15 protein-coding genes are annotated in these 19,911 nt (G+C 53.0%); 7 read left to right on the top strand and 8 right to left on the bottom strand.

What is annotated here, in order from left to right:
- Nucleotides 1-94 precede the first annotated feature (94 nt).
- The 3 genes from AC1DUO_RS09225 to kefC all read left to right on the top strand — a co-directional run bounded on the left by AC1DUO_RS09225 (nt 95) and on the right by kefC (nt 5,205).
- Nucleotides 95-2,686 (top strand): glycosyl hydrolase family 18 protein, encoded by a 2,592-nt coding sequence (locus AC1DUO_RS09225; protein ID WP_013577053.1) that lies wholly within the window; start codon nt 95-97, stop codon nt 2,684-2,686.
- 118 nt (nt 2,687-2,804) lie between these two features.
- Nucleotides 2,805-3,359, top strand: coding sequence for a glutathione-regulated potassium-efflux system oxidoreductase KefF (gene kefF, locus AC1DUO_RS09220; protein ID WP_013577052.1), 555 nt, complete (start codon nt 2,805-2,807; stop codon nt 3,357-3,359).
- Complete coding sequence (gene kefC, locus AC1DUO_RS09215; RefSeq protein ID WP_112151002.1) at nt 3,352-5,205, top strand: glutathione-regulated potassium-efflux system protein KefC; 1,854 nt, start codon at nt 3,352-3,354, stop codon at nt 5,203-5,205. The genes kefF and kefC overlap by 8 nt, the downstream gene beginning before the upstream one ends.
- Before the next feature lie 55 nt (nt 5,206-5,260).
- On the opposite strand, the gene AC1DUO_RS09210 is transcribed toward kefC, so the two are convergent.
- The gene (locus tag AC1DUO_RS09210; protein ID WP_013577050.1) at nt 5,261-5,875 is read right to left on the bottom strand and encodes a LysE family translocator; all 615 of its coding nucleotides are present in this window, start codon (nt 5,873-5,875) and stop codon (nt 5,261-5,263) included.
- A gap of 104 nt (nt 5,876-5,979) precedes the next feature.
- Between AC1DUO_RS09210 and AC1DUO_RS09205 the strand changes: the two genes are divergently transcribed.
- The 3 genes from AC1DUO_RS09205 to folA all read left to right on the top strand — a co-directional run bounded on the left by AC1DUO_RS09205 (nt 5,980) and on the right by folA (nt 8,005).
- A complete protein-coding gene (locus AC1DUO_RS09205) occupies nt 5,980-6,789 on the top strand; it encodes a threonine/serine exporter family protein (protein WP_037033454.1) in 810 nt (269 codons plus the stop codon).
- Nucleotides 6,786-7,250 (top strand): threonine/serine exporter, encoded by a 465-nt coding sequence (locus AC1DUO_RS09200; protein ID WP_037033453.1) that lies wholly within the window; start codon nt 6,786-6,788, stop codon nt 7,248-7,250. The genes AC1DUO_RS09205 and AC1DUO_RS09200 overlap by 4 nt, the downstream gene beginning before the upstream one ends.
- A 269-nt stretch (nt 7,251-7,519) precedes the next feature.
- A complete protein-coding gene (folA, locus tag AC1DUO_RS09195; protein ID WP_013577047.1) occupies nt 7,520-8,005 on the top strand; it encodes a type 3 dihydrofolate reductase in 486 nt (161 codons plus the stop codon).
- 82 nt (nt 8,006-8,087) lie between these two features.
- On the opposite strand, the gene apaH is transcribed toward folA, so the two are convergent.
- The 6 genes from apaH to lptD all read right to left on the bottom strand — a co-directional run bounded on the left by apaH (nt 8,088) and on the right by lptD (nt 14,917).
- Complete coding sequence (apaH, locus tag AC1DUO_RS09190) at nt 8,088-8,942, bottom strand: bis(5'-nucleosyl)-tetraphosphatase (symmetrical) ApaH (protein ID WP_013577046.1); 855 nt, start codon at nt 8,940-8,942, stop codon at nt 8,088-8,090.
- Nucleotides 8,943-8,947: 5 nt separating this feature from the next.
- On the bottom strand, nt 8,948-9,325 hold the full coding sequence (gene apaG, locus AC1DUO_RS09185) for a Co2+/Mg2+ efflux protein ApaG (protein ID WP_013577045.1): 378 nt from the start codon (nt 9,323-9,325) through the stop codon (nt 8,948-8,950).
- A gap of 4 nt (nt 9,326-9,329) precedes the next feature.
- Nucleotides 9,330-10,157, bottom strand: a complete 828-nt coding sequence (rsmA, locus tag AC1DUO_RS09180; RefSeq protein WP_013577044.1) for a 16S rRNA (adenine(1518)-N(6)/adenine(1519)-N(6))-dimethyltransferase RsmA — start codon at nt 10,155-10,157, stop codon at nt 9,330-9,332.
- Between the two features lie 5 nt (nt 10,158-10,162).
- Entirely contained in the window at nt 10,163-11,170 is a 1,008-nt protein-coding gene (gene pdxA, locus AC1DUO_RS09175; protein ID WP_119262258.1) for a 4-hydroxythreonine-4-phosphate dehydrogenase PdxA, read from the bottom strand.
- A complete protein-coding gene (gene surA / locus AC1DUO_RS09170; RefSeq protein WP_013577042.1) occupies nt 11,160-12,455 on the bottom strand; it encodes a peptidylprolyl isomerase SurA in 1,296 nt (431 codons plus the stop codon). The genes pdxA and surA overlap by 11 nt, the downstream gene beginning before the upstream one ends.
- Nucleotides 12,456-12,541: 86 nt before the next feature.
- Complete coding sequence (lptD, locus tag AC1DUO_RS09165) at nt 12,542-14,917, bottom strand: LPS assembly protein LptD (RefSeq protein WP_013577041.1); 2,376 nt, start codon at nt 14,915-14,917, stop codon at nt 12,542-12,544.
- Nucleotides 14,918-15,098: 181 nt separating this feature from the next.
- Here lptD and djlA point away from each other — a divergent pair, with 181 nt between their 5' ends.
- Nucleotides 15,099-15,920, top strand: coding sequence for a co-chaperone DjlA (djlA, locus tag AC1DUO_RS09160; RefSeq protein WP_013577040.1), 822 nt, complete (start codon nt 15,099-15,101; stop codon nt 15,918-15,920).
- Between the two features lie 68 nt (nt 15,921-15,988).
- Here djlA and AC1DUO_RS09155 read toward each other — a convergent pair whose 3' ends face one another.
- On the bottom strand, nt 15,989-19,765 hold the full coding sequence (locus AC1DUO_RS09155; RefSeq protein ID WP_119262115.1) for a S6 family peptidase: 3,777 nt from the start codon (nt 19,763-19,765) through the stop codon (nt 15,989-15,991).
- Nucleotides 19,766-19,911 lie beyond the last annotated feature (146 nt).

Here is a 19,911-nt window from a genome sequence, read left to right as displayed (position 1 = left end):
TTTTTGTTCCTGATTTTATACTCGGAGCTTGGGTTAGTTCACATCGAGAATTAACCCTTCTTGCAGCGCTTTCAGTCAAAATGAGGAATTTCACATGTACAAAACACCTGTCACCCTTCTGGCTTTACTCATCGGCGCGGTTCTTGCGCCGGTCTCACAGGCGGCACTTCCCGGAAAGCCGACACTCGGTGCGGATGAAACCACCTTTGCCATCATTGATATCAATCAGTCCGCCTCGGCCTACAATCAACTGGTCACTGTAAAGAATGCGGCGGATGTCACCGTCACCTGGAATTTGTGGACCGGCGATGCGGGGCAGACGGCCAAAGTGTTACTGAACGGTGCGCAGGTCTGGAGCGGCCCTTCCGGCGCAACGGGCAGCGCCACGTTTGCTGTCAATAAAGGCGGGCGCTATCAGTTGCAGGTTGCGTTATGTAACAGCGAAGGCTGTACCACCAGTGACGCCAAACAAATTGTAGTGGCGGATACCGATGGCAGCCATTTGCTACCATTGACCAGCACGCTGAAGGAAAACAACCAGCCTTATAACAATAAATCCGGCAAGGTCGTAGGCGCTTATTTTGTCGAGTGGGGCGTGTACGGTCGCGGGTTCCCGGTGGATAAAATCCCTGCGCAGAACCTGACTCATATCCTGTACGGCTTTACGCCGATTTGCGGCGGGGATGGGATTAACGACAGCTTAAAAAGCATTGAGGGCAGTTTTCAGGCCTTGCAACGCGCCTGTGCAGGGCGTCAGGATTTTAAAGTCGCGATCCATGATCCCTGGGCTGCAGTGCAAATGCCTCAGCAAGGTGTCAGTGAATATTCTGCGCCTTACAAAGGCAATTTCGGCCAGCTGATGGCGCTGAAGAAAGCCTACCCGAATCTGAAAATTGTCCCTTCCATCGGTGGCTGGACGCTATCCGACCCGTTCTATTTCATGAAAGACAAAGCGAAGCGGGATGTTTTTGTGGCCTCGGTGAAGGAGTTTCTGCAAACCTGGAAATTCTTCGACGGTGTGGATATCGACTGGGAATTTCCGGGCGGTGGCGGTGAAAATCCTGCACTGGGCAGCACGGCGGATGGAGATACCTATGTGCAGCTGATGAAAGAGCTGCGGACTATGCTCAATGAATTATCCGCCCAAACCGGAAAAACCTATGAACTGAGTTCGGCGATCAGTGCAGGCCGGGACAAAATTGATAACGTGGATTACAGCGCCGCGCAGCAGTATATGGATCATATTTTCCTGATGAGCTATGACTTCTATGGTGCTTTCTCACTGACGACGCTGGGACACCAAACTGCGTTGTACGGCTCCGCCTCGAAACCCGATACCGATTACACCACCGATCATGGCGTGCAGGCGTTGCTTTCACAGGGTGTGACGCCAGGCAAAATTGTAGTGGGTGCGGCCATGTATGGGCGCGGCTGGACGGGGGTGAAGAATTTCCAGAATAACGATCCTTTCACCGGGACCGCGACCGGCCCGACCGCCGGTACCTGGGAAAATGGCATTCTTGATTACCGTCAGGTGGCGAAACTTAAAGCCAACAGTGACTGGCAGTACAAGTATGATGCCGCAGCTGAAGCACCGTATTTGTGGAAGCCTTCCACCGGCGATTTGATCACTTACGACGACAACCGTTCAGTGGTCGCGAAAGGTAAATATGTTTTGGCTAATCAGCTGGGTGGCCTGTTTGCATGGGAAATTGATGCGGATAATGGCGATATTTTAAATGCCATGCATGAAGGCTTAGGGAATGGCACCGGCGGCGGCACGACGAACCTTGCGCCGCTGGCCAGTGCCGGGACAAATCAGAACGTGACCGGTCCGTTGACCGTGACGCTCGATGGTTCTGCTTCCCGTGATCCGGAAAATGCAGCCCTGACGTATTTGTGGACTAAAGTCTCCGGGCCTGCGGTGACGCTGACCAATGCAGACAAAGCCAAAGCGCAGTTTAACGTCCTTACTACCGCGCAAGATCAGGTGTGGGTATTCCAGCTGAAAGTGACCGATCCGCAAGGGCTGAGCGCCACGGCGCAGGTTCAGGTGACAAACTCGGCGGTTCAGGCGAACCAGCCGCCGGTGGTGACGTTGCCAGCGACCATGGCTGTAACGGCAGGTAATACCTTCGCGCTGGTGGCACAGGCGACGGATGCCAATAACGATCCGCTCACGTATCAGTGGACGTTGCCCGCCGGTCTGAGCGCCAGCTCGCTGACCACCAGCTCCATCAACGTTACCGCTCCGGCGGTCACCAGCAGCACAGTGTATCCGGTCAGTGTGATGGTCAGCGATGGAAAATCATCCACGTCTGCCAGCTTACAACTGACGGTTAACCCGGCGAGCACGGGCGGGTGTGGTGTGACAACGGATCCTGCGGCGGCGCAAGTGCCTGCCTGGGACAGCAGCAAAATCTACAATACCGGCGATGCCGTCAGCTACAACCAGCTGATATGGAAGGCGAAATACTGGACACAAAACAACCCGCCATCGCGCAGCAGCGATCAGTGGCAACTCGTCAGCAATATCACATTGCCTTACGACAATGCGGCCACCTATGTTCAGGGGGAAATGGCCACTTACGGCGGCCATAACTGGAAAGCGAAGGTCTGGACTCGGGGTGTCACGCCGGTTGCAGGTGACAACTGGCTGGATCTCGGGGCAGTCAGTTGTCCGTGAATCCTTTCATGTAAATCGACAGGGCCTGAGGGCCCTGTTTTTCATCGTATTTACGGCAGTTAATAAATGTTAAAAATACTTTATGATGAATGCATATTTTGTCGATATGAGTTCACAGATGATTTTAATAATTTACGCCCATCCCTATCCGCGCCATTCAAGAGCCAATCAGGGGCTGCTGTCGGCAGTCAGTGATTTGCCCAACGTCGAAGTGCGTTCGCTCTACGACCTCTATCCCGATTTCAATATCGACATTGCCGCTGAACAGAAAGCCGTTGAACGTGCAGATCTGGTGGTCTTCCAGCATCCGCTCCAATGGTACAGCTTGCCGCCACTGATGAAACTGTGGATCGACAAAGTGCTCGAGCACGGCTGGGCGTACGGCCATGAAGGCAATGCCTTAAATGGCAAACATTGCTTGTGGGCGGTAACGACCGGCGGTAACGAGCACCATTTCGAGCTGGGTGATCACCCCGATTTTGACGTGCTGGCGCAGCCGTTACAGGCGACAGCCATTTATTGCGGCATGCACTGGCTGCCGTATTTCGCCGTGCACAACACCTTCATTTGCGATGAAGTGGCGCTGAAAGCGGCGGGAGAAGAATATCGTCGCCGTTTAACCGCCTGCCTGAGTCTGAAAGAAGGCTGCCCGCCGGAGGTGAGCCTTGGATAACCATAACCTGATGATTGAAGGCCTGATTTATCTCGGCTCGGCGGCGCTGTTTGTGCCGATTGCGGTACGTCTGGGTCTGGGTTCTGTGCTCGGTTACCTGATTGCGGGCTGCATTATCGGCCCGTGGGGGCTGAAACTGGTCTCTGATGCCGAATCAATTCTGACCTTTGCGGAGATCGGCGTGGTGCTGATGCTGTTTGTCATCGGACTTGAGCTGGATCCCAAACGGTTGTGGACGATGCGTGCCTCGGTTTTCGGCGGCGGCAGCATTCAGATGGTGGGCTGCGGCGCAGTGCTCAGCGCATTCTGTTATTTCCTCGGACTGGACTGGAAAATCGCCCTGTTGATCGGCCTGACGCTGGCGCTTTCTTCAACGGCCATTGCCATGCAGGCGATGAGTGAGCGCAGCCTGACGGCTTCACCCATTGGCCGCAGCGCTTTTGCGGTGTTGCTGTTCCAGGATATCGCCGCCATCCCGCTGGTGGCGATGATCCCCTTACTGGCGAGCACCGGCGAAGCCACAACGCTGATGAGTTTTGGTTTGTCAGCGGCAAAAGTGGTCGGTGCGTTGGTGCTGGTGGTGTTGCTCGGGCGCTATGTTACGCGGCCCTTGCTGCACTTCGTGGCACGCTCCGGCATGCGTGAAGTGTTCAGTGCCGTTGCGCTATTTCTGGTATTCGGCTTCGGTATTCTGCTGGAAATGGCCGGTATGTCGATGGCGATGGGCGCATTTCTGGCGGGTGTCTTGCTGGCAAGTTCTGAATACCGTCACGCGCTGGAAAGCGATATCCAGCCGTTCAAAGGTCTGCTGCTCGGCTTGTTCTTTATCGGCGTCGGCATGTCTATTGACTTCGGCACGCTGGTCCATCAGCCGCTGCTTATTGCCACATTGCTGGTCGGTTTTATGGCGCTGAAAGCCGCCTTGTTGTGGCTGGTTGCGCCGTGGCTGGGTGTGCCGAAAAAGCAGCGCGGCCTGTTTGCCATCTTAATCGGGCAGGGCAGTGAGTTCGCGTTTGTGATTTTCAGCACCGCTCAAATGGCAGGTGTGTTGCCGGTAGAATGGTCGAAAGCTCTGACGCTGGCCGTGGCGCTTTCCATGGCGGTGACGCCATTGCTGCTGGTACTGTCCGCGCGCCTTGAGCGCAATGCGCCGAAAGATGACCGTCCGCATGACACCATTGATGATGAGAACGCGCAGGTAATTATTGCCGGTTTCGGGCGCTTTGGTCAGATTGCCGGTCGTTTGCTGCTGGCAAATAACGTCCACACGGTGGTCCTGGATCACGATCCGGATCACATCGAAACGCTGCGTAAATTTGGCACCAAAGTGTTTTACGGCGACGCCACACGCGTTGATTTGCTGGAGTCCGCCGGTGCCGCGCAGGCGAAGGTTCTGATTAATGCCATCGACGATGTGGAAGCCAACCTTCAGCTGACGGCGCTGGCGAAAGAGCATTTCCCGAATCTGAAAGTAATTGCCCGCGCCCGTGATGTCGATCACTGGTATCAGTTGCGTCAGTTGGGTGTCGAAGCGCCGGAACGTGAACTGTTTGAAGGCTCCTTGCGCGTCGGCCGCGATGTGCTGGAGGCGCTGGGGCTGGATGCGTATGAAGCCCGCGAGAAGGCAGATCTGTTCCGCCGCTATAACCTGAAAATGCTGGAGGCTACTATCGAGAATTACGAAGATACTGAGTTCCGTATCGCCAGCATGCAGCGTGCGAAAGATATGCTGACAGCCGCTATCGAGCAGGATCAGGAGCGTCTGGCTTCTGGTCAGCAACAGGGCTGGCGTGGCAGTATTGACGGAAAAGCGCCTGAGAAAGAGGTGATTGAAGCGAAGGGCTAAGCCGCCGTTAAAACAGAAAACCGGTGCCTGATGCACCGGTTTTTTCTTTCTGAACTCAGCTCAGTGCGACTTTAATGCCCAAACCGATCAGTACACCGCCCAGCAGTTTATCGATAAGTTTCTGCGCTTTCGCCAGACCACGACGCACCGGCGGGCTCTGGATAAGTAACGCCAGCGAAGGCCACCAAATGGCCGACAAACCGACGATTATAGAGGCGTACCACAGCTTTTCACCGAAGGTGGAGTTAATCTGCAAGACCTGCGTAAACATCGCCAGGAAGAAAAGTGTCGCTTTTGGATTGAGCAGGTTACACAGATAACCCTGCACGAACGCGGTGCGTAGTTTTACCTGCTGTGGCTCCAGTCCGTCGAGGTTCATTTTGCTGTTGCTGCGCGAAAACAACGCCTGAATACCGACCCAGATCAGATAAGCCGCACCGACGTATTTCAGTAAATCAAATAACCACGGCGTGGTGGTGATCACCACTGCCAGACCGGCCACGCAGTAAGACATATGCGTAATCACACCACAAATAACACCCAGTGACGTCATGAGTGCCGCGATGCGCGGATAGCGGGCCGCATTTTTGATGACCAGAAAGAAATCGGGACCGGGAGAAAGCATGCCGAGGAAGGCGATACTGGCAACAAAAAGGGTGGTTTCAAGCATGAAAATAACCGTCGTCAATGTTCGGAACAAAAGAAGGCGGCATGATACGCCAATCCTCAGTAAGTTAAATCACTCTTATTGCTTTTTTGCGGGCGGTGAATGGTATGCAGGATCCGGTCATAGAATACCCGGTGCGTGAAAGCCCCGAGGCGCATCATCAACGTGAAATTACCCGTTTGTGCATCGAATGTGCCCTGATGCTGTTGCAGCATGGTGCCGAAAGTATGCTGGTCGAACAGCTGTCGGCGAGGCTTGGCGTCGCGCTGGGAATGGACCGGGTGGAAAGCTCGATCTCCGCCAATGCCATTGTGCTCAGCACCTTAAGCGGCGGTTATTGTCTGACCTCGACGCGTAAAAATGTTGACCGCGGGATCAACATGCAGGTTGTGACACAAGTCCAACATACGGTGATCCTGGCCGAGCATAAACTGCTCGACAGTCAGCTGGTGGCAAAACGCCTGCAAAAAATCAAACCGCTGCGGTATCCGCGCTGGCTGATGATCCTGATGGTGGCGCTCTCCTGCGGGTGTTTCAGCAAACTTAATGGTGGCGGCTGGGATGCATTCATTGTCACTTTTTTTGCCAGCGGCGTCGCCATGGCCGTACGCCAGAGCCTTACTGCACGGCATATGAATCCGCTCATCAACTTTTGCTGCACGGCATTCGTGGCGACTTCCATTTCAGGGTTGCTGTTGCGGCTGGGCATTTTTCAGCAGTCATCAAACGTCGCAATGGCTGCCAGCGTGTTATTGCTGGTGCCGGGGTTTCCGCTGATTAATGCCGTGGCGGATATGTTCAAAGGGCATGTGAATACCGGACTGGCGCGCTGGACTATGGCCAGCCTGCTGACACTGGCGACCTGCATTGGTGTGGTCATGGCAATGGCATTGTGGGGTTTACGGGGGTGGTCATGAGCCTTTTATGGGCACTGATTCAGGATATGCTTTTCGCTGCCGTGCCCGCACTGGGCTTTGCGATGGTGTTTAATGTGCCGCCGCGGGCATTACGTTATTGCGCACTGCTCGGCGCAGTTGGCCATGGCACGAGGATGTTGCTGATCCACGGCGGGATAAACATCGAATGGGCCTCCCTGCTGGCAGCTATACTGATTGGCATTATGGGCATTCGATGGTCACGCTGGTTACTGGCGCATCCTAAAGTTTTCACCGTTGCCGCTGTTATACCGATGTTCCCCGGCATTTCTGCCTACACGGCGATGATCTCAGTCGTGGAGATTTCGCATCTGGGCTACAGCGAAGCATTGCTATCGACGGCACTCACCAATTTTCTGAAAGCCAGTTTTATCGTCGGGGCATTATCTATCGGATTATCGTTACCGGGATTGTGGCTGTACCGTAAACGCCCCGGTGTGTAAGCGTTGTTGTACAACGTGGAGCTACCATGCAAAAAAACAGGTGAGCGCTTCAGCATTTTCGACTGGATTACGGCGGTACCTTCCTGCTTTTGAGCGTCCTTTACCGCCGGAACCGCTACTTTTGGCGGGGAATATCCCGGCAGGGTAAGAGCTCTCTTATATCTTTGTAAAGCGTGGGTCTCCCTATCGACGGCTGATGGGGCTTTCCGTATAGTGGCAGCTCTTTTTTGGGGTCACGCACAAATCCTTTTTCTACACAGGGCTTCACAATGATTATTAGCCTGATCGCCGCACTGGCGACCGATCGCGTTATTGGCATGGAAAACGCTATGCCTTGGCATTTACCTGGTGATCTGGCCTGGTTTAAGCGTAATACGCTCAACAAACCCGTCATCATGGGGCGAAAGACGTTTGAGTCAATCGGACGCCCGTTGCCTGGCCGGCTGAATATTGTCATCAGCTCTAAACCGGGCGAGCATGAAGGTGTGACCTGGGTAACGTCTGTTGACGCTGCGCTGGCGGCTGCCGGCGATGTGGAAGAAGTGATGGTGATGGGGGGCGGCCGCGTGTATGAGCAACTGCTGCCGAAGGCCAATCGTTTATATCTGACTCACATTGATGCCGAAGTCGAAGGGGATACACATTTCCCTGATTATGAGCCGGATGACTGGGAAAGCACATTCAGCGAATTCCACGATGCGGATGAGCAGAACTCTCATGGTTATTGCTTCGAAATCCTTGATCGCCGCGCCTGATCCTACGGCTGCGCGAGCCGTGTGACAATAAAAAGGCACCCTTTGCAGGTGCCTTTTTGCTGTCTGAATGTCCGCTGTTTGATCAAACGGCTTTCGGGATTTCAGAGTGCTGTTTTTCGCTCTGGCGGTTTGAAGGCTGGGCGAAGTAGGTTTTGTCTTCCCAGCGCAGCATGGTCAGGTCACCGCCCCAGCAGCAGCCGGTATCCAGCGCATAAATGCCTTCCGGCGTGCCTTTCCCTTCCAGTGATGCCCAGTGTCCGAACGCAATACTGTAGCCTGCTTCCTGTAAAGGCCCCGGAATATCAAACCAGGGTTTCAGCGGCTTCGGCGCGTTTTCCGGGATATCTTTGCAGATCATATCCAGTTGTCCGTTCGGGAAGCAATAACGCATGCGGGTGAACGCATTGGTGCTGAAACGCAAACGCGCCAGACCCGTCAGTTCAGGATGCCAGTTGTTCGGCATATCGCCATACATCGCATCCAGAAACAGCGGATAAGTATCGCTGCTCAGGACGGCTTCCACTTCACGGGCGCACATTTGAGCGGTGTCGAGATCCCATTGCGGCGTGATCCCTGCGTGGGCCATGACCAGCTTCAGATCTTCATCAACCTGCAGTACCGGCTGGCGGCGCAACCAGTTGATCAGTTCGTCAGCGTCTTCGGCTTCAAGCAAGGGCGTGATGCGGTCTTTCGGTTTGTTGAAACTGATCCCCGCGTAAACCGCCAGCAGATGCAGGTCGTGGTTACCGAGCACCATCCGGACACAATCCCCCAAACCGCTGACAAAACGCAGCACTTCGAGCGAGGACGGACCGCGGGCGACTAAATCACCCGTCAGCCACAGGACATCGTTTTGCGGATTAAAATCCACCTGCGCCAATAGCGCCTTGAGTTCATCGATGCAGCCGTGAACATCACCAATAAGATATGTCGACATGAGGATTAATTTATCAGCGTAGGGATGGCGAGGCGGAAGACCGGAACAGGCACACGGAAGGTTTCACCGTCTTGTGCGACCATTTCATAATGGCCTTCCATCGTGCCCAGTGGCGTTTCTAAAATGGCGCCGCTGGTATAGTAAAATTCATTGCCTGGCAGGATCAGCGGTTGTTCACCGATGACCCCTTCACCCTGGACTTCAGTCTGGCGACCGTTACTGTTGGTTATCAGCCAGTAACGGCGAAGCAGTTGCACATTAAAACGCCCCAGATTGCGGATGGTGATGGTGTAAGCGAAGACAAAACGTTCTTCTTCGGGTATCGACTGTGACTCAACGTAGATACTTTGCACCTGAACACAAACGCGGGGCGAATTAAGCATAACGCTACTCCTGAAGTTCCGGGGTTTTAGGTCGTGTGGACAACCAGTTAGCCAGTTTACAGAATTGCTCTACAGAAATATTTTCAGCACGCATGCTGAGATCTAAACCCAGTTCGGTCATTTGTTCAGGAGTGAACAGGTGGCCGAGGCTGTTACGCACTGTTTTACGACGCTGGTTGAAAGCATCCGTGGTCAGACGGCTCAGAATGCGAATATCAGGCACCGGATATGGGATCACTTCATGCGGCACTAAACGTACCACAGCGGATTCCACTTTAGGCGCCGGTGTGAAGGATTCTGGTGGAACTTCCAGAACCGGGATCACATTGCAGTAATATTGCGCCATCACCGTTAAACGACCATACGCTTTGCTGTTCGGGCCTGCAACCAGACGGTTTACCACTTCCTTCTGCAACATAAAATGCATGTCTTTGATGGCGTTGGTATAAGTGAACAAATGGAACATCAGCGGCGTAGAAATGTTGTACGGCAGGTTACCAAAGACACGCAGCGGCTGACCGAGCTCTTCAGACAGTTCGCCGAAATTGATTTTCATCGCATCAGACTGGATGACCCGCAGTTTGCCCTGAAACTTAGGGTTATTTTCCAGACGCGTTGCCAGATCGCGGTCGAGTTCGATGACCGTCATGCTGTCCAGGCGCGAAGCAACAGGCTCAGTTAACGCCGCCAGACCGGGACCGATTTCAACGACAGCCTCGCCCGGCATAGGGTGAATGGCCGACACGATGCTATCGATAACAAACTGATCGGTTAAGAAGTTTTGCCCAAAACGTTTACGGGCAAAGTGACCTTGGTGGACTCTACTATTCATTGTTGTTATTTATCGTTGCTGTTATTTGCCATGTGAATGGCGAGATTTATTGCTGTCTTGAAACTGCCCGCATCGGCGGTGCCGGTGGCGGCGAGTTCAAGGGCGGTACCGTGATCAACGGAAGTCCGGATAAAAGGCAGGCCGAGTGTGATATTCACTGCGCGACCAAATCCCTGATATTTTAGCACCGGAAGGCCCTGATCGTGATACATCGATAAAACAGCATCGGCATGTTGCAGATATTTAGGCTGGAATAACGTATCAGCGGGCAGCGGGCCGATGAGATTCATCCCTTGCTGGCGCAGTTCGTCCAGTGCAGGAATGATAATGTCGATCTCTTCGTGCCCCATGTGGCCACCTTCGCCGGCATGTGGATTCAGGCCACACACATAAATTTGCGGCTCGGTAATACCAAATTTGGTTTTCAGATCATGATGCAAAATGGTGATGACTTCATGCAGACACTGGCGGGTAATCGCGCCAGGCACTGCCAGCAAAGGCAAATGCGTGGTCGCCAGCGCAACGCGCAACTCTTCGGTTGCCAGCATCATCACAACACGGTCGCAATGGCTGCGGTCAGCAAAGAATTCGGTATGGCCGATGAAGGGAATTCCGGCATCGTTGATAATGCTTTTTTGAACCGGGCCGGTGATCAGTGCAGCGAATTCACCGCTGATAGCACCGTCGCAGGCACGTGCCAGCGTTTCCACCACGTAGGGCGCATTAGCCACATCAAGTTTACCTGCGGTCACCGGGACGGCGAGTTTAACAGGCAAAACGGTCAATGTGCCCGCAGCCTGAGGCTCTGGCGGACGCGCTCTCTGATAATCGCGTAAGCGGATATTCAGGCCGAGTTTCTCAGCACGTTCAAGCAGTAAGGCCGGATCGGCACAGACCACTAACTCAACAGGCCATGCCTGCTGAGCCAGCGCCAGTACCAGATCCGGCCCAACCCCGGCCGGTTCGCCGGGGGTAATGACCACAGATTTTGTCACGGAAGTATTATTTTCCATTCCCATCCATAATTTTCACATACGCTTCAGCACGTTGTTCCTGCATCCATGTCTGGGCTTCTTCCGCAAATTTGCGGTTGAACAGCATGCGGTAAGCACGTTCTTTCTGTGCCGCATCTGTTTTATCGACCTGACGGGTGTCGATAAGTTGGATCAAGTGCCAGCCAAACGAAGAGTGAACCGGTGCACTGATTTCGCCTTTTTTCAGGTTCATCAACGCATCACGGAATGCAGGATCGTACATATCTGGTGACGCCCAACCTAAATCGCCGCCCTGATTAGCAGAGCCAGGATCCTGAGAAAGCTGTTTGGCTTCATCAGCGAATGTGGCTTTACCGCTCTTAATATCAGCCGCAACCTGTTCCAGTTTCGCCCGCGCCTGCGCATCCGTCATTACGACAGAAGGTTTCAGCAGGATGTGACGGGCGTGAACCTCGGTGACAGAAACCGTTTTATTGTCGCCACGGATATCGTTCACTTTCAGAATGTGGAAACCAACACCAGAACGAATCGGGCCAATGACCTGGCCTTTCTGAGCGGTGCTTAACGCCTGAGCAAACAGGGAAGGCAGTTCCTGCAATTTGCCCCAGCCCATGTTGCCGCCTTTCAGTGCCTGGGAATCAGCCGAGTAGGTGATAGCCAGTTTGCCAAAGTCCGCACCATTGTTCAGATCAGCAACAATTTTCTTCGCCAGCTGTTCTGCAGAATCAACCTGATCCTGAGTTGGGTTTTCTGGCAGTGGCAACAGAATATGGCTGAGGTTGAATTCAGCACCGCTGCCGTTTTGCGCCGCAACCTGTTTGGCAAGCTGATCCACTTCCTGAGGCAGTATGGTGACACGGCGACGCACTTCACTGTTACGTACTTCGCTGATGATCATTTCCTTGCGAATCTGCGTACGGTAAGTGCTGTAGTTCATTCCGTCATAAGCCAGACGGCTGCGCAGTTGATCAACAGAAATGTTGTTTTGCTGTGCAATACCTGCAATGGCTTTATCCACGTCCTGATCGGTTGGCGTGATGCCCATTCGGGTCGCCATTTGTAACTGGATCTGATCCATGATCAAACGGTCGAGGATCTGGTGACGCAGAGTCGCATCATCCGGCAACTGCTGTTTAGCCTGCTGTGCCTGCTGTTTTACAGAATTAAACAAGCTATCAACGTCACTTTGCAATACCACGCCGTTGTTAACGACGGCGGCAACTTTATCAACTTCCTGAGGGGCAGCAAACGCAGTGCTGGCACAAAGCGTCACGCCGAGGAGAAGTGTTCTCCAGTTCTTCATACTTTTTCCATTTGTCTAATCCGCAAGCGCGGGTTTCAAGTTCACTGAATTCGTCGTGTCTTCACGAAATGAATCGTGTTTCGGGCTTAGAAAGCGCGTTGATAAGGCAGTATGCCGCTGGCCAACATTTCTTTCGTTCCGAGGGTTTGATTGTTACCCAGGCCTCTAAGTTCAATATTGAAACCAATCTTATTGTCATATTTACTTTCTGACTTAACCGTATCGTAGCTGGTGATCTTACGTTCATAACCAACATTGATAGCCCAGCAGCATGTGTTGTATTGCAAACCAATAAGCTGATCGGCTGGCTGCTGTGCTTTGGTGTCGTAATAGTACGCCCCCACAATCGCCCAACGGTCAGCAATCGGCCAACTGGCGATGCCGCCAACCTGCGAAATACCGTCCTGATAACCCGGGTTGGTAACGTTAGGTAACGTTGCCTGAATATATTCCGGGCTGGCGTAACGGTAACTCAGCTGAATCATTCTTTCTGAGTCTGCGCGGTACTCAAGCACGGCATCGCCTAAAGCCAGCGCATCCAGACGGGTGTCATACTGCACGCCGCCACGGATACCCCAGAAATTGTTGATTTTGTAGTAGCTGTCACCGGCCCACACCAGGCTGCCCGTATCATCATTTTTATCCAGGACGCTATCAACGTCACCGGTACGTGGCGGCTGGAAGTAATAAATCTGACCGGCAGAGGCATTAAAGCGCTCTTCCAGATTTTCGTCATAGATACGGGTCGTTAAACCGCTCGCCACCTGGTTTGCAGAGGCAATACGGTCCAGACCACTGTAGCTTTTATCGCGGAACAGGCCGGTGTAGTCGGACTGTAACAGCGTCGAGTCATAGGTATTGATCGAGCTCTGATTGCGGTAAGGGATATACAGGTACTGCACGCGCGGTTCGAGGGTCTGGGTGTAGTCACTGTTCCAGTCCATCGTGCGATCGAACACCATTTTGCCGTCGCTTTTAAACTCAGGCATCGTACGGTTCACGGATGAACGCAGTTTGGTGTTCGGATTGCTATCGTAATACGCGTCCGGAATATCCTGCTGATAGTGGGTTGTCATCAGCTTCACTTCGTTATCCAGACTTCCCCAGCCATTACTGAGTGGCAGGCTGATAGTCGGTTCGAAGTGTGTACGCACGGCTTCCGGGTTGTCAGGGTTCACGCTGGTGAATTTCACCGCCTGACCGTACAGATGCAGGTCAAACGGGCCCACATCATTTTTGTAATAGTTAATATCCAGCTGTGGCTGTGCACGGTAAGCGTTGGCGTTCCCGAAATCTGAGAACACCTGGAACTGCTTACTGGCCAGTGTGACATCCCAGTTTTGGTTCGCGTAACCTACGCTGAATTTCTGCGTGGAATAGCCGTCAGTACTGGAACCGTATTTCGAATCGAAATCGGTGAAGTAATAAGGGTCACTGACCTTGGTATAGTCGACGTTGAAGCGCCAAACCTGATCGTATACACCGGCATGACGCCAGTAATACATCCAGCGCTTGGTTTTATCGCTGGTACGGTTTTCATCTTCGACATACTGCTGATCGATTTTCTTATCGTTACCCAGATAATCGAATTCCATCAGACCCGCACCGGCAACGGTCAGGTAGCGGAATTCATTTTGCAGTTGCAGACCACGGTTGCTCATGTAATTGGGCGTAATCGTGGCATCGTAGTTTGGCGCAATGTTCCAGTAGTAAGGAACGGTGACACCAACGCCATTATTGCTGCTGTAGTTAGCATTAGGGATAAGGAAACCGGAACGACGCTTATTGCCAATCGGCAACTGCATGTACGGGCTGTAGAACACCGGCACCGGACCGATATGGAAGCGGGCATTCCAGATTTCAGCCACTTCTTCCTGACGATCCTGAATCACTTCGGAACCGACGACGCTCCAGCTGTTATCGCCAGGCAGACAGGTGGTAAATGTACCGTTATCCATGATGGTGTAACGGTTGTTGTCACGCTGCTTCATTTTGTCAGCCTGACCACGTCCCTGACGGCCGACCATCTGGTAGTCGCCATCCTGAACATCAGTATCTTTGGTGGTCAGGTTCGCAAAGCCTTTCGGGCCATTCAGCTTGATTTGGTTATCGTTATAACGCACGTTGCCGGTCGCAGTAGCGGTTCGGGTCGGGGTCGGCTGATTGGGATTGGCAATTTGATTAAGCTGAACCTGATCAGCATCCAGTGTGCTGTTGCCCTGAACAACGTTAACGTTGCCGCTAAACAGCGCACTGTCAGGATAATTGCCGGTCGCCTTATCGGCGTTGATGGTCACAGGCAGTGAATTAGGATCACCCTGCACCAAAGGTTTGTCATAGGTCGGAACGCCGAGCATACATTGTGCTGCGAGATCGGCCATTGCGCCGTGACTGTACAATACTGACCAGATTGTGGCGGCCAGCATTGTCGGTAAGCGTGTTTTCAGACGTCTGTTTTTCATACGTAAAATGGTGTTCCGTCATCAGAGGCATCATGCCGGCAAACGGTCAGAGACTATCTCACTCATCATGGTTGCGCTAGTGTTAAATCCCACCTGTTACGTTGCTGCCGTTAGGCACAACGATAAATGCCGGTTATGATAAAGCAATTTTTARGCGACGGCATGGCGAATTGAGGAGTATATGCAGTATTGGGGAAAACTGCTCGGACTTATCCTGGGCTTATGGTCCGGTTTAGGCTTCTGGGGAATTGTAGCAGGGCTGCTGATAGGGCATATGTTTGATACCGCGCGTTCAGCGAAACGCAGAGGGTATTTTGCCGATCAGCAGACACGTCAAACCATCTTTTTCCGCACCACGTTTGAGGTGATGGGAAATCTGACTAAATCAAAAGGCAGAGTTACCGAGGCGGATATTCAGATCGCCAGTCTTTACATGGAACGTATGCAGTTGCACGGCGAGCAGCGCGAAGCCGCACAACGTGCTTTTCGCGACGGGAAAGAAGCTGACTATCCCTTGCGTGAGAAAATGCGCGAACTGCGCACTGCGTGTTTTGGTCGTTTTGACCTGATACGGACTTTTCTGGAAATCCAGATCCAGGCCGCGTACGCCGACGGTTCATTGCATCCCAATGAACGCGAAGTGTTGTACGTGATTGCTGAAGAGCTTGGGATTTCACGGATGCAGTTCGATCAGTTCCTGCGCATGATGGAAGGCGGCCAGCAGTTTGGCGGTCACCAGCAGGGGGGGCGCTCGTATGGCGGCGGTTATCACCAGACGCAGCAAGGCCCGACGCTGGCAGATGCCTGCAAAGTGCTGGGCGTGAATGCCACCGACGACGCAACGACCATTAAACGTGCCTACCGCAAACTGATGGGCGAGCATCATCCTGACAAACTGGTGGCGAAAGGTTTACCGCCTGAAATGATGGAAATGGCGAAGGAAAAAGCACAGGCGATTCAGGCGGCGTATGACCTGATCAAACGTGAAAAAGGCTTTAAATAACGTCATCATTAAAAAGGCGCTCTTTCAGAGCGCCTTTTGCTTTGTGGGACACAGCCTTGTGTCAGGTGTCAGAACTTAAACGTCACCCCTGCCACAGCCTGCCAATAATCTACCCCTTCATCTTCCAGCCTGTGCTGATACTGTACACCGGTATTCAGTGACACATTCGGCATCGGATTGCTGATAATCCCCAGGTCTAGCATCCCGGAACTGCCTGCAGCACCGCTGTGGAAGCTGTTGCTGACGTCGCTGTAGGTGACTCCGATGTCCACTGACGCATCGTCTCTGAGATCTGTAATGAACAATGTATTCGCCGTAATCGCCCATTTACCAGCATTTGCGGTATCCCAGTCGTAGCGGTAACGCATCCCTAAGCGGGCAGTCTGACGGGTGATATCGTCATAATGAACCTTCGTATTATCAATATCCGTAAAATCATCGACTTGCAGGCGCTGAATACCAAATCCAACTAATGGTGTCAGCACATGATTGCCCGCCTGGATTTTATATCCCACATCCACAGAGCCACCGAAGGAGGTCGCACTGATATCCGCCACGTCACTGCCGCGCAGGTCAGTCGATACATTGCCGTCATAGATGGCGACGTCCGAAGCTACATCCACCGTTAAACCGCTGACATACTGATACGACAGCAGTGAAGAGAGTCCCCAGGTGGTGTATTGCGTTTTGCTGTTGCCGTCGGCGGCATCCGGCGTGACATCGAGATTAGCGCTGGAAAGGCCAAGGCTGAGTGCCAGCGAGTGGGTGTCGTTACCCAGTTGCATCACTTTGGCACCCAATAGCCAGCCTTCTTCTTTCTGCGTGTAGTCGTAGCCATAATCCATAAAGCCGAGTGCTGAATGATAGTTGTCTTCTCCGTTGAGATACTGGAAGAAGAGATTCTGTTTCTTATCATCCTGTGCCAGAACCTGATTGCGGAAGGTTTCACTCACGCGACTGTTGTAGCTCAGCAGGGCGGAAGGTAAAGACAGATAAGAAGGCACCTGCGGCGTAACGGCCGGACGCGTATTTTTTCCGCTATCATCGTCATCTGGCGTCGGTGCCGGCGGGACCGGCGTGTCATCACCTTCATCCGGCGTTGGTTCAGGAACCGGTGTATCGTCGTCCTCGCCATCGTCTTCATCATCCGGCGTCGGTACTGGCGGAACCGGCGTGTTATCGACCGGTACCGTATTGTCGCCTTCGGTCAGCATGTTGTTTTGCAGACGGTAATCCCAGAACTGATCGCCGCTGCCTGCCACTTCACGCTGTTCTTCAGAGCTGCGGCCCGGTGCGAAGGCATACAGGTTATAGGCGTAAGCGCCGCGCGCCACGTATTCCCCCGCCAGTCTGAAGCTGTCTTTGGTTGCCTTACCGGCCACCTGGATCAGCGACACGCCTTCCTGATTATCCGCCGCGCCATCATTATCCGTATCGGTGAAGAAACCCGCCCCTGACGGTGTGACCTGAACAGTCACCGGCCCGGAGGAAATCATGTCGCCGTTGATCAGCAGCTTGTCGGTTTGTGTGAAAGCCGGATCGAAATGCGTGCGCAGGCTGAGCAGATTATTGCTGCCCGCCGCCATTGTGCCGTTAACGGTTTGCGTGGCCGCGACAAATGTATCGCTCTCGCTTTCGTTTTCGGCTGGCCAGTGTGGCAGAAGCTGCACATCATCTTTCAGGATCAGATCGGCGACGGTGTTGTTACCGGCCAGCACCGTGTTTTTCTCCATCGTGACGGTGGACGCAAGGGAGCCGTTGAGGATCAGCGCGCCGCTGTAAATATTGGTGGCACCGGTGAACGTATTCTCGCTGTTGATGTACAGCGCGCCCGGCGCCATTTTCTTCAGGGTTCCGTTACCGGAAATAGTGGCGTCAATCACCACGTCATTATTGCCGTCGGTGCTGGTGGTTTTACTGTCTGTCTGATCAACAGAAATCATACTGCCGGAAGCCAGTTCCACCTTGCCGCTCAGATGCGATTTACTGTTCAGCATCATGTTTGCCAGCTCGTTGAGCTTCACGTTGGCATCCAGTGTGGCGTGCTCGTTAACGCGCAGGGTGGCACGGCTGGCCACATCCACATTGTTTATCGTATAGGTTTCATCAATCCAGTCGTCACTGAACACTACATTACCGGCGTGCGGAGTCGGGCGACCCGCCAGTCTCAGAATGCCATTTTGCACGGAGAGCTGATTCAGGTCAGCACCGCCCGCCAGTTCCCAGAAGCCTGCGGAGGAGTCCGCTGCATAATCGACGTTTAAATTCGACGCCGTTTCCTGACTGCCGAGATGGCCGACGAAGGTCTGGTTACTGCTGTTGTTCAGCGTCAGGGTGCTGAGCTGGTCTGCATTGCCGTTAATAATGGCCGCACCGGAATCACTGTGATTGATGCTGCTGAAAGCCATGTCATAGCCATTGAGATCAAGATTGCCGCCGCGATAACCAAAGTAAATGTCGCTGCCGGTAATCTGGTTTTCGCCGCCGATCTGCACGGTCGGTCGACCGCTGACAATGGTGACTTTGGAGAAGGCTTTTTGCTCCCCGGCTTCATTGGCCTGCTGGGCTAACACCACCAGCCCGTCGCCGACATTCAGCGCGCCGCCATTATTCCCCACGGCATTGACGTACAGCGTACCTTCGCCGATTTTATGTAAAGTATCTCCGGCTAAACCGTTCACTTCCCAGTCAACGGTTTTATCCGCATCGACTTCGATCCCGCCGCCCACCCAGGTGCTGTTCGCACCTTCAGCCGACACCACCCGGTAATCGTTCGAGAATTGCAGTTTTGCGGCACCATGATTGACGGCGCTATCAAGTACGATCAGGCCGCCATCACCGGCAAAGCGCAGATCTTTTGAGGCATCGAGTTCTTCATTGCTGGCCTGCGAAGGGAGTTGCTTATCAACACCGTGCCACTGCCAGCTGTTTTCGCCTTGCGTAATATTGGCCGCAGTCCAATGAATATCGCCATCTGCTGCCACGTCGGTCACATCAGGATCGGTATTAGCAGCAATCACTTTGTTCATAAAATTGAGCTGCATATCCAGCGTATAACTGGTGTATTCATATCCTGTTTTTCCTGTGCCTCCCCATGGGGAAACACCGAAGATTTTCCATTCTTTATCTACGTTATCATAAACATACAACGGACTTCCGCTGTCGCCTGCTTGTATCGCTGAACTGAATGGCTGAGCACGTGCATCAGGCGGCCCGTAGTTAACCCAGCGTAATCTTGACGGTTCAAAGATTGGGTTGACCACGGTGCCGCCGCTTTTCCATTCGTAAGCGCCGGTAATATAAACGGGTTTTTTAGTGACGGGGTCGACCTGATATTGTGTTCCGGCACCGGCTCGCGCGAAATAAACATAGCGTTCTCGGTTCTTACGCACATCCTGAGTATCCACGGTGGGTACCGGCGCGGCATCGGTCACGACTTTATTTAAACGTGGAACATGGAAATCTTTATTCCAGGTGAGATATTGAGGGTCAATATTTCGGTTAATTAATTTATAGGAAGTTTTATATTTTGCTTTATTACCGAAATCGACAGCGGTATAACCGCCATTGTGAGCAACGCTGACGACATAAGAGGGGGCGATGACTGTCGCAAAACCTAAGCTGTTAATTGCGCCGAAATCGGGCATAGGGAAATTCAGGATGCCTGCGGACGTACCATCCATCTTAAAGACTTCGATGTTTTCTTCACCGACGGTGTATTTGCCCAGATTCTCTGCGAAGTCGCGGTAGTCCTGAACCGCAACATCTTCACGCATGATACCGGCATCGGCATCAAAAAGCGCCAATGCAATCAGGCTGCTGAGCAGCTTTGGTTTCCATTTCATGTCGTCTTCCCTGAAGGGTGAATAATTAAATTTGAATAAATAGGGCGGGATGTTATCAGGCGTGCGGGGCGAATTAACAGGGAAGGGAATAGGTGAGGAAGCCGATATTATATTTTTTGGCAAGGTAAATTCTGATAAAACAACAC

This window comes from Rahnella sp. P4_A8 (genome assembly GCF_056402435.1).
Note: the sequence above shows the minus strand (reverse complement) of the source record. Positions and strands in the feature narration are given on the sequence as shown.